17 protein-coding genes are annotated in these 12,558 nt (G+C 52.8%); 7 read left to right on the top strand and 10 right to left on the bottom strand.

All coding sequences use genetic code 11. From position 1 onward, the window contains the following. Positions 1 to 13 precede the first annotated feature (13 nt). The 3 genes from KNP78_RS05060 to KNP78_RS05055 all read left to right on the top strand — a co-directional run bounded on the left by KNP78_RS05060 (position 14) and on the right by KNP78_RS05055 (position 1,176). Positions 14 to 571 (top strand): hypothetical protein, encoded by a 558-nt coding sequence (locus tag KNP78_RS05060; protein ID WP_214753601.1) that lies wholly within the window; start codon positions 14 to 16, stop codon positions 569 to 571. 79 nt (positions 572 to 650) lie between these two features. Next, positions 651 to 773, top strand: coding sequence for a helix-turn-helix domain-containing protein (locus KNP78_RS15740; protein WP_256440861.1), 123 nt, complete (start codon positions 651 to 653; stop codon positions 771 to 773). 31 nt (positions 774 to 804) lie between these two features. After that, positions 805 to 1,176: a YidH family protein gene (locus KNP78_RS05055; protein ID WP_021066029.1), complete on the top strand. Its 372-nt coding sequence runs from the start codon at positions 805 to 807 to the stop codon at positions 1,174 to 1,176. 44 nt (positions 1,177 to 1,220) lie between these two features. Here KNP78_RS05055 and KNP78_RS05050 read toward each other — a convergent pair whose 3' ends face one another. The 5 genes from KNP78_RS05050 to KNP78_RS05030 all read right to left on the bottom strand — a co-directional run bounded on the left by KNP78_RS05050 (position 1,221) and on the right by KNP78_RS05030 (position 6,206). Next, positions 1,221 to 1,721 carry an SRPBCC family protein gene (locus tag KNP78_RS05050; protein WP_214753603.1) on the bottom strand — a complete coding sequence of 167 codons (501 nt, stop codon included), beginning with the start codon at positions 1,719 to 1,721 and terminating at the stop codon, positions 1,221 to 1,223. A gap of 77 nt (positions 1,722 to 1,798) precedes the next feature. After that, the gene (gshAB, locus tag KNP78_RS05045) at positions 1,799 to 4,090 is read right to left on the bottom strand and encodes a bifunctional glutamate--cysteine ligase GshA/glutathione synthetase GshB (protein WP_214753605.1); all 2,292 of its coding nucleotides are present in this window, start codon (positions 4,088 to 4,090) and stop codon (positions 1,799 to 1,801) included. Then, positions 4,074 to 5,423 carry an MATE family efflux transporter gene (locus KNP78_RS05040; protein ID WP_353048162.1) on the bottom strand — a complete coding sequence of 450 codons (1,350 nt, stop codon included), beginning with the start codon at positions 5,421 to 5,423 and terminating at the stop codon, positions 4,074 to 4,076. Before KNP78_RS05040 ends, gshAB begins: the two co-directional genes overlap by 17 nt. Before the next feature lie 112 nt (positions 5,424 to 5,535). After that, a complete protein-coding gene (locus tag KNP78_RS05035; protein ID WP_214753608.1) occupies positions 5,536 to 6,000 on the bottom strand; it encodes a hypothetical protein in 465 nt (154 codons plus the stop codon). Further along, a complete protein-coding gene (locus KNP78_RS05030; protein WP_021066034.1) occupies positions 5,997 to 6,206 on the bottom strand; it encodes a helix-turn-helix transcriptional regulator in 210 nt (69 codons plus the stop codon). Before KNP78_RS05030 ends, KNP78_RS05035 begins: the two co-directional genes overlap by 4 nt. Before the next feature lie 119 nt (positions 6,207 to 6,325). Between KNP78_RS05030 and KNP78_RS05025 the strand changes: the two genes are divergently transcribed. Beyond that, the gene (locus KNP78_RS05025) at positions 6,326 to 7,258 is read left to right on the top strand and encodes a ring-cleaving dioxygenase (protein WP_214753610.1); all 933 of its coding nucleotides are present in this window, start codon (positions 6,326 to 6,328) and stop codon (positions 7,256 to 7,258) included. Positions 7,259 to 7,280: 22 nt separating this feature from the next. Here the strand turns inward: KNP78_RS05025 and KNP78_RS05020 are convergent, their stop codons facing one another. Then, a complete protein-coding gene (locus KNP78_RS05020) occupies positions 7,281 to 7,721 on the bottom strand; it encodes an RrF2 family transcriptional regulator (RefSeq protein WP_021066036.1) in 441 nt (146 codons plus the stop codon). Positions 7,722 to 7,911: 190 nt separating this feature from the next. Here KNP78_RS05020 and KNP78_RS05015 point away from each other — a divergent pair, with 190 nt between their 5' ends. From KNP78_RS05015 to KNP78_RS05005, 3 genes are all read left to right on the top strand, one after another. Next, entirely contained in the window at positions 7,912 to 9,012 is a 1,101-nt protein-coding gene (locus KNP78_RS05015) for a globin domain-containing protein (protein ID WP_214753612.1), read from the top strand. A 224-nt stretch (positions 9,013 to 9,236) separates the two neighbouring features. Beyond that, positions 9,237 to 9,572 carry a hypothetical protein gene (locus KNP78_RS05010; protein WP_214753614.1) on the top strand — a complete coding sequence of 112 codons (336 nt, stop codon included), beginning with the start codon at positions 9,237 to 9,239 and terminating at the stop codon, positions 9,570 to 9,572. A 49-nt stretch (positions 9,573 to 9,621) separates the two neighbouring features. Next, the gene (locus KNP78_RS05005) at positions 9,622 to 10,005 is read left to right on the top strand and encodes a hypothetical protein (protein WP_214753616.1); all 384 of its coding nucleotides are present in this window, start codon (positions 9,622 to 9,624) and stop codon (positions 10,003 to 10,005) included. Between the two features lie 85 nt (positions 10,006 to 10,090). Here the strand turns inward: KNP78_RS05005 and KNP78_RS05000 are convergent, their stop codons facing one another. Genes KNP78_RS05000 through KNP78_RS04985 form a run of 4 tightly spaced genes read right to left on the bottom strand, consistent with a single transcriptional unit; the run spans position 10,091 to position 12,541 of the window. Beyond that, complete coding sequence (locus KNP78_RS05000) at positions 10,091 to 10,504, bottom strand: DUF350 domain-containing protein (protein WP_214753618.1); 414 nt, start codon at positions 10,502 to 10,504, stop codon at positions 10,091 to 10,093. Continuing rightward, the gene (locus tag KNP78_RS04995) at positions 10,501 to 11,724 is read right to left on the bottom strand and encodes a glutathionylspermidine synthase family protein (protein ID WP_214753620.1); all 1,224 of its coding nucleotides are present in this window, start codon (positions 11,722 to 11,724) and stop codon (positions 10,501 to 10,503) included. Before KNP78_RS04995 ends, KNP78_RS05000 begins: the two co-directional genes overlap by 4 nt. After that, positions 11,721 to 12,086, bottom strand: coding sequence for a hypothetical protein (locus KNP78_RS04990; protein WP_021066041.1), 366 nt, complete (start codon positions 12,084 to 12,086; stop codon positions 11,721 to 11,723). Before KNP78_RS04990 ends, KNP78_RS04995 begins: the two co-directional genes overlap by 4 nt. Continuing rightward, entirely contained in the window at positions 12,083 to 12,541 is a 459-nt protein-coding gene (locus KNP78_RS04985; protein ID WP_021066042.1) for a hypothetical protein, read from the bottom strand. Before KNP78_RS04985 ends, KNP78_RS04990 begins: the two co-directional genes overlap by 4 nt. Positions 12,542 to 12,558: the final 17 nt, after the last annotated feature.

The following is a 12,558-nucleotide window of genomic DNA, read 5'->3' as shown; positions in this document are numbered from 1 at the left end:
GGGGGAGAAGACGATGGAACATACCACAACGAAAGATCAGACATTAGAATCTGTATTGACGCGGCCGGACGTCGAGCAAGCGCTCGTCTCCCTCGTCGAACGGTTGCCCGAAATTGAAAAGTCGCTGCGCCGCCTCGAAGACGCCGTCGATTTCGGGATGGCGACGATGAACGATCAACACGTGAAAGACAAACTCGACACGCTCCTTGACTCGTCGAATTTACAGGTCGAGACGCTCGAGGCTGCGGTCAAGCTCGCTGAGAAGTTGCCGATGTTGCTTCAGGTGACGAATCAGCTTGAACAGGTGCTCGCTTTCGCACAAGACGTCTACGCGGACGAGCAGACACGAGAATTGATTGGTCAACGGGTCGATGAATATGTCGCACCGGTAAAAGAGAAAGCCGACGTCACGCGCGCGATGCTCACAGAAATCCGAACACGGGCCGAAAGCGACGACCGCAACATCACGTTGTTCTCGCTCATTCGTTGGCTGAAAGAGCCATCGGTTCAACACGGGCTCAAATATATGCAAGCGACGGTCGAAGTATTGTCTGAACAGACAAAAAAATAATGAATTCGGCCGGACGTGGATGCATCACGTCCGGTTTGTGTATTCACAATAGTTGGCATCATTTACCCGCGGGGATATGATGGAAGAAGAAAGAGAACCGGAAGTGATACGTTTGACGATGCTCGGTTGCGGCAATATCGAGATTGGAGAGACACTTGGCATTAGTCTGAAGCCGATCGCGTTATGCTTAAAAAACGGTTGATCGACGATGACAGCTAGAAAGAGGGAGAGTTATGAAACTTGATTTAGAGAAGACGGTCGATTCGCAGTACATCCAGCAACATCTCGCCAACGAGCGGACGTTCCTCGCCTGGATTCGGACGGCCATCACGGTCATCGGAATCGGTTTTCTCGTGACGAACTTCCACTACTATCGAAGTGAAAATTTGAGCGGGGCCGAGCACCAATTGATTACGGCGATCGGCATCTTGTCGATTATTTTCGGCATTGCGACGATTCTCGTCGGGACCCGGTCGTATTTGAAAAAGGTGCATACGATCAACTCTCAGCAGTTCAAGTCAGCGAAGATGAGCCTCGTCGCGCTCGCCATCGGGATGGTGTTCATTTTCACGTTGATTTTGATTGTCAGTTACTTTTTATTTTGACGACAAACAAGCACCGCGCCTCGGATGAGGAGCGGTGCTTGTCGTTATCTGGAGACGATGGCGTCGAGCCGTTCGAGCTGCGAAGAAAAGCCTTCGACGGCCCCCATCTCGACGACTTGCTGGAGCGACTCGGCGTCCGTGAATTCGGAGCGGCTGATGAACAGCGTGCCGTTTGGGATATCGATGAACTCATTGGTAATTGTCATGACGGGAAGTTCTGGATTGACGTGCCCGTCTGCGTCCGAGAACGCATCCGTGTAGACGATTTTTCGATGCGAATCAATCTCGAGAAACGTCGATTTCCCCCATGATTCCATACCATAATAGTCGCCTTGATCCTTGTCGACACACGTCATTTTGTAATGCCACGTGCCTCCAGGTTCGAACTCGAACGTTCGAATCTCCGTCTTCCATCCAGCCGGCCCCCACCAGGATTCGAGATGGGCCGGTGTCGAGAACGCCTCGAACACGAGCTCACGCGGTGCGTTGAAACTTCGTTCGACAACTAACGTGTTGCCTTCGACTTGAGATTTCACTTTTTCCATTGGAAAGACCCCTTTCTCGAGAAAGAAGATACATCTGTCTAATCAATGTAGTCTCTATTCCCGATTCATGGACCTCTTCAACCTTTTCCGTCAAATAACAAATCGAGCACGGTCTCGCCGATTGGCCGTTCCTTGCCTTCGTAAGGGAAGGCGTGGATATGGATGGCCGGATTGAAGTTCAGCTCGATGATGCCATAGTCGATATCTCCATCAAGTGAGGGAATCATCATATCGACGCCGCAAATCGTCGCACCGATCGCTTTTGCTGAATCGACCGCAATCTGTTTATAGAAGTCGGCGATTCGATCCGTATAGTCGATGCTGTCACCGCCTGTGCTGATGTTTGAGTTCTCACGCAAGAAGACGAGCTCACCATCGGCGAGGACACTGTCCGGTGTCTTGCCTTGAGAACGGAGAAAAGCCACGACGATGTCATCGATGTCGATTTTTTCGAGCGGTGTCTTATAACCTTTGCCCCGGAGAGGATCCTCATTTTTTTTGGCGACGAGCTCACGGATCGTCGACACACCGTCCCCGGTCACGTTCGCCGGGACGCGGTGTAAAATGCCTGCGACTTCGTCTCCGATGACGAGGAAACGATACTCTTTCCCGGGCAGGAACGTCTCGAGCAGGACGACGTCGTCAAACGTACGGGCGTGACGGAACGCCTCGAGCGTCTCGTCGAACGTCGTGCCGTCCTTGAAGATGTGGATGCCGATGCCAAAGTTCGTCGATTTCGGTTTCAAGACGATCGGCTGGTTCGCGAACGTAGACCAGGCGTCTTGTAAATCGACTTCACTCCGGAGTTCGATCCCGCTCGGCACCCGGATGCCCTGTTCGGCGAGTATGTGTTTCGTTACCGTCTTATTTTCCATCATGAGGACAGAGACGTAGTTATCTTTCGACGTCTTCGTCGCTTGTTTGACGTATTCGGTCTGGTTACCGTTCCGGATTCGGATGAACTGATCATCCCGGTCAATCACGTCGACGGCATAGCCGCGTTTCAAGGCCGCCTTCATCAAAATCTGCGTCGACAGCTCCATATCCGTGTAGCCGTGCATCCGGAACCGGTTAGCGTACGCATCTTGATAGAACATTTCGGCTTGCCGGAGCGACCAGGACGTGTAGCCGTCTGTCGTCATGGCGGAAGTAAGCCGCGACGCGTAAGTCGCCTCGACATGGTCAATCCGATCCCGGACAGAGGCGAAGACATCATCGAACCCGAGTGCGTATCGGTCATTGAACGCTTCAATCTCGTCGAGCAAATCGCGTGCGTACGTCTGAAGCGGCACCGCCTCGCCATCGCGGTACAGCAAGAGCGTTGGGGATAGGCCTTCTTTCGCCACGCGTTGCTGGTTGTGGAACGCCTCGGCTTGCCAGTCCGTAAATCGTGTCTCGTCTTTCAACGTCAAGTAGAGCAAGAAGACGTGCAGGAACTTCAAGTCGGACAGGGCGATGCCGGTCTTCTCGAACGGGTTGAGGTCGATGTTACGAATCTCGATGTAATCGATGCCGTTCGTCTCCAGTCGTTCCAAGTCATTGCCGCCCCGTGACGTCTTCAGCCGAATCGGAGAGTAGAGCTCGTTCGGGTTGGCGATGTCACCTTGGGCGATGAAGCGGCGCACGCTCGCGGTGTAGTCCGAGAGCGTTGAATAGTCCGGATAGAGCGGCTCGACATTCGTGTAGCCGCAGTCACTATTCCGGTACGACAACGCCGTCGTATTCGAATACACGTCCTCGCTGAGTGCCTGCATTTGACTGACGCAACGTTCTTCATAGCTCGTATGGACAGCCGGTGTCCCGCCTAACAGATAGACGACGAGCCAACGCGTCCGTAAATAGTTGCGGACGAGTTTTAAATAAAGGTCGTTCTTGAAACGGTCGTAGCGTTCCGGCGATCCTTCATAGAGGGCGGCAATCAACTCGTCTGCGAACGAGAAGTTGAAATGGATGCCCGAGATGAGCTGTTTTTTCGCCCCGTATTTTTGGAGCAGGTGTTCCCGATAGCGGCCGGCCTCGAGTCCTGAATTGCCGAAATCCGCGAGCGGGATGACCCCGCCGTCCGGAAGCGCGCACGGCATCGACTGTGGCCAAAGCCGTTCATCGCCGATGTTCAGTGCCGTGACGTCGTACAGTGTTTCTAAGAAATTGTGCGCCGCTTCGACGGTCGGAAACGTCGGGGTGATTAGTTCAATCTGACTTTCCGAGAAGTCGGTCGTGATATACGGGTGCGTCGCCTTGTCACCGAGTCCTGCCGGATGCTTCGTTACGGCGAGCGTCCCTTCAGGTGTCACGCGGAGCATCTCACGCTCGATGGCGAAACGCCCGTGCAACAGTTGTTTGCTTAGTTGATTAAATCGCTTCTGCAAGGGAAGTCACTTCCTTTTTCATTAGTCGGACATAGAGTACGGAGACGAGCCCTTTGACGATGCTTGAGATGGCGATGCTCCACCAAATAGCATCGAGACCGAGATAGGGCTCGAGGGCAAGCGCGAGCGGGATGCGGGCGACGGTGAAGACGATTGAGATTGTCGCTGGGATCTTCGGCAGACCGAGCCCCGAGAAATAACCGTTCCCGATCATCTCGAAGGAGGCGAAGATGAGCGAGATCCCGATGATCCGTAAATAATTCGCGCCAATGTCAATCGTTCTCGGATCATCGACGAACAGCCCGATCAGGACGTCCGGTACGAATAAAAACACGAGGGTGATCAGCCCGGTATACAAGACACCGAGCCGCGTTGTCACCCGGTAGCCTTCATGGACCCGGTCGACTTTGCGGGCGCCGAGATTTTGTCCCGTATAACTCGCGATGGCGCCGTTCAGCCCACCGATCATCATATAGGCGATCGACTCGATTTGAAGCCCGATGCGCTGGGCCGCGATCGCTTCGGTCCCGTATGAACCGATCATGCGGGCGAGGATAATGCTGATGACCGTGAACAAGACGCGCTGGGTCGCCATCGGGAAACCGAGGCGAAGAATTTCTTTATAGTCCGTGCGATTTGGTTCGACCGTCTCCTCCCAATCGAATAAAGCGCGGGCTCGGTGCCAGAAGAAACCGAACATGACGACGTTCGCGACGAGCGTCGCGAGACCGGCCCCGACGACGCCGAGTCCGAGCGGATAGATGAAGAGCGGTGACAGGATCATATTGAGGGTGACCCCGGTCGCGTTGATACGCATTGCCGTCGTCGTATTGCCATAGGCACTGAACAGACGGGCGAACAGCAAGTTGAAGAACGAGAACACGAGCATCGGTGCACTGACGAGCAAATAGCTGTAAGCCAATCGTTCGACAGCCGGTGCGTTCATGTTCAAAAAGCCGATGAGCGTCTGGCCGAGTACGGCGAGGAGGACGACGAACAACAGTCCGATCCCGAGGTTCATTCGCCTCCCAGCCCGGACGTAGCGCTGAATCAACTCTTGATCCCGCCGTCCGACGGCTTGCGACACTTTGATGCCGGCACCGACGACGATGAGCGATTGAATCGCCTGACCGAGCATGATATAAAAACTGGCCGCGCCGATGCTGGCGACGGCATCGCTGCCGAGCGCGCCGACCCAGAACATATCGACGAGACTATAGGTGAACTGTAAAAGCGAACTGCCGACGAGCGGAAGGGCGAGCGCCACGATGACGCGTTGAACCTGACCGGTCGTCAAATCGATGGTTTTCACGATGAAAGACTCCTTCAACACATTTAGTATATAACCATTTAGTTATATATAAGCACGACGTGACCGAATTCGCAATCGTAGGGAACGACTCGACGAAAAATCGACACAAAAAAAGGAATTCGATGTGAATTCCTTAATGGGTATAGGCGCGGATCCAAGTCGTCATGTAGACGAGTGTCGAGATGATCAGTGTCGAGGCGAGCGCGTAAATCGGATAGGCTGGGAGCGCATTCTCGAACAGCGGATAAAACATGAACGACGCCATGAGGAGCGGTACGGTGATCCCGAACGAGACGTAGGCCGCTTTCGTCGCTTTCGCCGTGATGATTTGTTCCCGCTCGTCGACTTCGCTAAATTCCGTCATCCGGACCGACCATTGGCCGAAGCTTAAATTTTGGTTCGGGCGCGTCTTGAACGAATAGACCGTCCAAACGATGAAGAAGCCGACTAACAGCAAGAGCGGCAATAAGTTAAACTCAATTTCGAATCGGTCGGTCTCGATGACGGTCGACACGTCAGACAAGAACGAACTGAACAGAAATGCCATCAGGACGTACAAGATGATGCTGGAGATGGATTGGATGACGACGTGTTTCAATTTGTTTCCTCCTCGATTGTGAAAATAGATTCGACCGGTTCCTCGAACACGCGGGCGATTTGCATCGCCAGCAGAAGCGACGGGGTGTAGCTCCCTTTTTCGAGCGAGATGATCGTCTGTCTCGTCACACCGACCTTGGCTGCCAAGTCGCCTTGGGTCAATTGATGCCGGGCCCGCAACTCTTTGACGCGATTGATTAATGGCATGCCGCCACCTCATTTCTTATTTCTATCCTCAGTGTAAAATAAACTTTACTTAATGTAAAGCTAACTTTACTTATTTGTGGATGGTACAATATAATCAAAGTCGAAAGGGGAGAAGTTGGATGAAGGCGATTATAGGACAACATCACGTGTCGGCGATGACGGGGGACGCGTTGAAGAACTTGCGATTCTATACGGAAGTCCTCGGGATGCGGCTTGTCAAAAAGACGGTCAACCAAGACGATCCGTCGATGTACCACTTGTTTTACGCAGATGAATCGGGGACACCGGGGACGGATTTAACGTTCTTCGAGCTACCGTTTCTCGGACAGACGTATAAAGGATCGAGCAGCATCTCACGGACGGCGCTCCGGGTGCCGGAAGGGGCAATGTCGTACTGGCTTGAGCGATTTTCCGAATTCGGTGTACTTCATGATCCGGTAGAGGATGTACTAGGGCGGCCAACGCTCTACTTCGAAGATGAGGAAGGACAACGGCTCTGTCTCGTCGAGGGCGGGTCAGGGACGCCGTGGAAAAACGGACCGGTGCCGGCGGACGTCGCCGTCTTCGGCCTCGGATTTAGCGAGTGGACGGTGCGGCGAATTGAGAAGACGGAACGGGTGCTGACGGACGTGCTCGGATATCGCTTCGTGTCTGAGTTCGAGCGAAACGGTCAATCGGTTCGTGTGTTCGAGACGGGGGATGGCGGTGTGGCGACAGAGATTCATCTCGTCGACCGTCCCGATTTGCCATCGGAGCGCCCGGGCCGGGGTAGTGTCCACCACGTCGCAATCCGCGTCGAGGATGATTTGGAGATGGCGCGTTGGGTCGAGCGGCTCGATTCATTCGGCATCAGTCATTCAGGTCTGATCGACCGTTATTATTTCAAATCGATTTATTTCCGCGAACCGAGCGGGATTTTGGTGGAACTCGCGACGGACGGACCTGGTTTTACGACCGACGAATCCCTCGAGACGCTCGGAGAACGCTTGGCGCTGCCGCCGTTTCTCGAGCCACGACGAGCCGAGATCGAAGCCAAATTGAAGCCGCTATAACAGGAAAACCCGACAGACTATTTCAGTCCGTCGGGTTTTGTATGCCTAGCAACATGGCCAGTTCGTTCGTCCGGTTAGCGACGAGGTCGGCAATCGTGTAGCGGTCGAGCACGTGCAGGAAGGCGAGCATCGCCTCGTTCAAGACGCTCCGCAAATCGCATGCGGGCGCGATGACACATCGTCCCTCGCCGAAACATTCGACGAGCTCGAACGGTTCCATCGTCCGGACGACGTCGCCGACGTTGATGTCCTCCATCGGTCGGGCGAGTCGGAAACCGCCGCCACGGCCGCGCACCGATTCGAGATAACCGTGCTTGCCGAGCTCATAGACGACTTTCATGACGTGATTCTTTGAAATCTGATATTGATCCGCCACTTCTTGAATCGTCACGAGACGATGGGAGAACGTGGCGCTATACATGAGTGTTCGGAGTGCGTAATCGCACGTTTGCGTGAGCCGCATGATGTTTCACCTCTTCATCCGTTCATTGTACAAGACATCTGACGAAAGCGCGACGATGGAAGATGTGAAAAAAGCGTGGCGGATTCAAGGCGGAAATTTGAACTTGTGTCTAAACAAGTATTTTATATATTGCTTTTGAAGTGACTTACCTCACATAATGGACGTGTACTTTCAAAAAGGGGGAAACAATATGTTAGATCAACAAACCATGGATATCGTCAAAGCAACAGCACCGGTCTTGAAAGACCACGGTGTTGCCATCACGAGTCACTTCTATAAGCGCATGTTCGAAAACAACCCAGAAGTCCGCCACTTCTTCAACCATACGAACCAAAAACGCGGTCGTCAGCCAGAGGCGCTCGCCAACGCTGTCTACGCGGCAGCCGTCCATATCGATCGTCTCGAAGCGATTCTTCCGGCCATCCAACCGGCGCTTCATAAACATAAGAGCTTGAACATCCGTCCGGAACATTATCCGATTGTCGGCGAGAACTTACTCGGCGCGATTCAAGACGTGCTCGGTGAAGCAGCCACGCCGGACATCATTGACGCGTGGGCGAAAGCATATGGTGTCATCGCCGACGTCTTCATCTCACTCGAGAAACAGATGTATGCCGATGCGCCATGGATTGGTTTCAAACCGTTCACGGTCGCTGAAGTGATCGAAGACACGCCGGAAGTGAAACGATTCCGAATCAAAGCGAACGATGGCGTCGTCGGGACGGCCATCCCAGGTCAATACATCTCGGTCCAAGCTCGTATCGCTGGGGAAGACATCTTGCACCATCGTCAATATAGCGTCGTCGAGACGACAGAAGACGGCTACTGGATCGCTCCGAAAGCGGAAGGGCTCGTCTCAAACTGGCTCCACGAGCAGACGGTCGGCACGGAAATTCCAGTGAGCGCGCCGGCTGGTGAATTCGTGCTTGAAGACACGGACCGCCCGCTCACACTCGTCGCTGGCGGGATCGGTATCACACCGCTCTTCAACATGGCGAAAACGGCACTCGGCCAAGGGCGTTCAGTCACGTTGTTGCACGCGGTCCGTAGCACGAACCTCCGTCCGCTCGGTGAAGAGCTCGATGAACTCGTGAACGCTGGTCTTCAGCTCATCACGCACGTCGATGACGTATCAGGCTGTATGAGTGCAAAACAACTCGAAGCACTTGATGTCGAGGGACACGACGTCTACACGTGCGGTCCGACCGCGATGATGGAGACGGTCGTCCAAACGATTCCACAAGCCCGTTACGAGTTCTTCGGTCCATCGGCCGTACTTGCAAAAGCTTAATTCTTTCTAACTTTCTAGAATTGAATGATCAACGATTCAAATGAGACTCCCCTTTTTAAACATGGTCAAACGGTTTAGTTTTTGACTCATGACATTAAATGTGGGAGTTTTTTTATTTGTCATATCGTTAATCTAAAAACAACTCGACAAAAAAATTTTGTTGATTTATAATGAATTTAATAAAAGTCAACGAATGTTTTTTTGTAGGGAGGGGCCGAGAACGGATGAGGCATTACAGTGATTTAGAATTTGTAGAAATCGTACATGATAAGATTGGGAACGTTCGTTTCTTCAAACAGCATTTGAGAAAGCGTGGATTGATTGGAAATCGTCAACAATTCTCAGACGAGCATGTTCGAATGTTCAAAAATGTCAAAGAATTTAAATTGGCGAACCACACCACATGGGCCGTTGCGTTTGAACAAGGATTAAACTCAATTTTACAAGAAGAGATTCAGGTCGTGTCGAACATAACGATGAACGAACAGGCGCATCAATCTACTGAACAGTTATTGACTGAAATTTTAAATGTTCTGCAGCGGATTGAAGCAAAATTATAATGAGGGGCAGGAATCCAGCGGGAAAACAACTTCAAGGGAGGAAATATGTATGAAAAAACTGACAGTTCGGCCATCAGATATCGATATGGTGACGCCAAATGTTTTTATTGGTGATTTAGGGCGCGCTCATTATGATGGGACTAAAAAACGAAACGCCCGTTCCGTGTTAGTAGCCGGAACACAGGTTACGAGTAACCACGGTAACGAGGGATGGATGCTTGAAAATATCTATGCGCTCGAGCAAAGTGGCCATCTCCAAAAAAATAGTCACGGATATACGGTTATGAAGCCAATTCAAGGGAGTGCCAGTGCTACGGCTGCGATGGTACTTGGAAGAAACGGTCCTTCAAAACCAAATGGAAACACTCTGTGGACATTTGCGAACGGACAAACCATCTATCAAGTCAATGGAGATTCTAGAAGGTTGTCTTAAATAACGTGTGAACAAAGAACGGCCATGATTTCTCGAAAGTGGAAATCATGGCCGTTCTTTGTCGATTGAAACAGTTAGAGGTTATTCAGTACGTCAAGCTCGCGGCGACGATAATACCGACGACGAGTGAGGCGGAGAACAGACTGATCCCGACGGCGAGGTTGCCGTTCTCGACTTCTTTCTCTAAGTTCACGCCTGGCGTCAGAATGTATTCAAACGTCCAGAAGGCGAGCACTTGGGCGAGAATCCCGACGAGTCCCCAGATGAAGGCGTCGAGCAGGTTGACACTGTTCGCCCACACCGTGTAGATGACGATGGCGAGTCCGATCGCTTTCCCCCAAAGTTTCAGCGCGACGGCGACGTTGCCTTCTTTAATCAGTTTACGTTCCGAGTATTTCGTCGTGAGGGCGAAGACGACGAGTCCGCCTAAAATCAGGCCAAACCCTGTACCGAGGTGAGCGAGGAAGCTCAAGATGGAATCGAGCGTGATGAACGTCATAAGTTATTCTCCTTTGTTGTGCCGATGGCTAAGTAGTAAGACTGGTTGTTCGTGATCATGCTGCCGGCGCGGACGCCGAGGGCGGACGGATGGCCGTTCAAGCAAAAACAGCCGACCATGTAGTGTGTCTCGAGCGGGCCGTTGACCGTGTTCGTCAGACGGGTCGGCAACTCGATGAACTGTTGATACACCGCCGTTTCGTCGGCGTACGTCTGGAGCGCCTCTTTATGGAACGGGACACCGGCTTGGTCATAGAGGATGACCGAGTCGCCTTCCCGTCCGAAAGCGGGCTTTTGCACGTACGCGCTCTGGCCGATAAACGGCTCGGCTTCGAGATACGTCGGTAAAAAATACGTTGTGATGATGGAACGCTCCGCTTCGTCAAAATATGTATCGGCCTCATACAGTTCCCAAATGAGCGCTTGGACGCCTTTGGACTGCATAAGGAAGGCCGAGAGCGGATTGAGCAGCGAGACGTGTTTGGCCGCGTTCAGTTCGAGCAGGCGGATGCCGATCAAATCTCCATCGGGTGCCCGGTCGTCGACCAAGTGTTCAATCGGGTACGTCTGACGATACAAGACGTCGATCCGTTCCCCAGTCGGTGTGAACACGCCATCCGCCTCGACGAGTAACCGGTCGAGCGGGACGAACTCTGACGGCAAGTCGAGCGTCTCTTGAAGGAAACGCGTCGTCCATTTGTCCTCGATGTTGTCATCGTGGGCCGTGAAGACGATTTTCGGTGCCCCGTCCCGGTCGAGTCGTTGCCATGCTGCGATGACGGCTTTTCGAAGTTCGGCCTTGAGCTCTTCGGTCGACGCCGCGTTCGGATCGTCGAGTCCGAATTCTGTCGTCACATAGCCGTTCACATCGAACAGTTCTTTGATGAACGTCGGTGTGTCGGCGTTGAATTCCATCAGTTTAAGCGTGTCGTCTTTAACGATCCAGTCATAGCGACCGATAATGGTCTCTTGCGGGATCGCCTTGTCGCGCAGGAACGGCAGGCTCGCCTCAGGATAACCGATCAGGCGGAGCGTATCGTCCGGGAGCGTCCGAAGCAGACGGTTCGTCTTGCGGAAAATCGCATCGACGTCACGCGTCGCCTCACGAATCTGCCTCACCACGTCATCCGACATGGCGAGACAGTCGTAAAGGGCGTACTCTTCGTCATTCAAGTCAGGCCAAAAGAAAGGGATTTGGCCAAACAGTGCGTCTCGCTTCATCCCCCAAAGCCGCCTTTTGAGCCGCTGCCGAGTCCCGAGTTGGAGCCTGAGTTTGATTTGTTCGGGGTGATGCTGCTGGCGCCGCCGTTTGAGCGGTAATTCTTATACGCTGATGAGTTCTTCAAGGCACTCTTTGAGTTAAAGAGGCTGCCGAGCAAGAAAAAGCTACCGAAGTGAGGCGAGCGATCATCGTCACAGTAATATGACTCCGTTTCGTCATCCCAATCCCAATCGTCACACTCGTAGCCGGTCGGTTCTTCAGGTAACGTCGCTTGTTCTGTTTCGTCGGTACCACAAGCCGCTAACGATGCGGTCAAGACAGCAGCCGACAGACCGCTCAAGATTTTTTTGCTTGTCTTCATGTTGATTCCTCCAATGTATAACCTGTAGGGGTAACGTAAATGACATAGACGCCACGATCTTCGTCCGTCTCGGCCGAGTCGCGTTCATACTCTTTGCCGGCGACGTACAAGTATTGACTGCCGAGCATGGCGAGTGCGTCGAGATGCCGATCGACGTAATACGCCTCGAGCATCGGGTTGTCGAATCGGTCGTCGAGCGTCCGAATTTCCACTTTAATGTCGGTCGTCTCGTGCTTGTCGACGGGCCCTTCCGTGTAGCGGTCGACGTAAATCAAGAAATATTGCTCGCCTTCGAGCGCCGATGAGCGCTGTTTGTAGGTCATGCCGTCCTTGACGAAAAATTCGCATTCGCGGCGGGCGAGTACTTCATCGAGGCCGAGCGATGTATAATGGTAGAGTGGCTCGAACGAAAGTTCATTTTTATAGAGTCGATATTCTAAAACGATTGAGTTCATGACGTCGTCCTTTCTTT

The organism is Exiguobacterium sp. s28 (assembly GCF_018618135.1).
GTDB lineage: Bacteria > Bacillota > Bacilli > Exiguobacteriales > Exiguobacteriaceae > Exiguobacterium > Exiguobacterium mexicanum_A.
The sequence above is the reverse complement of the archived record's forward strand: the minus strand, read 5'-3'. Positions and strand labels throughout refer to the sequence as shown.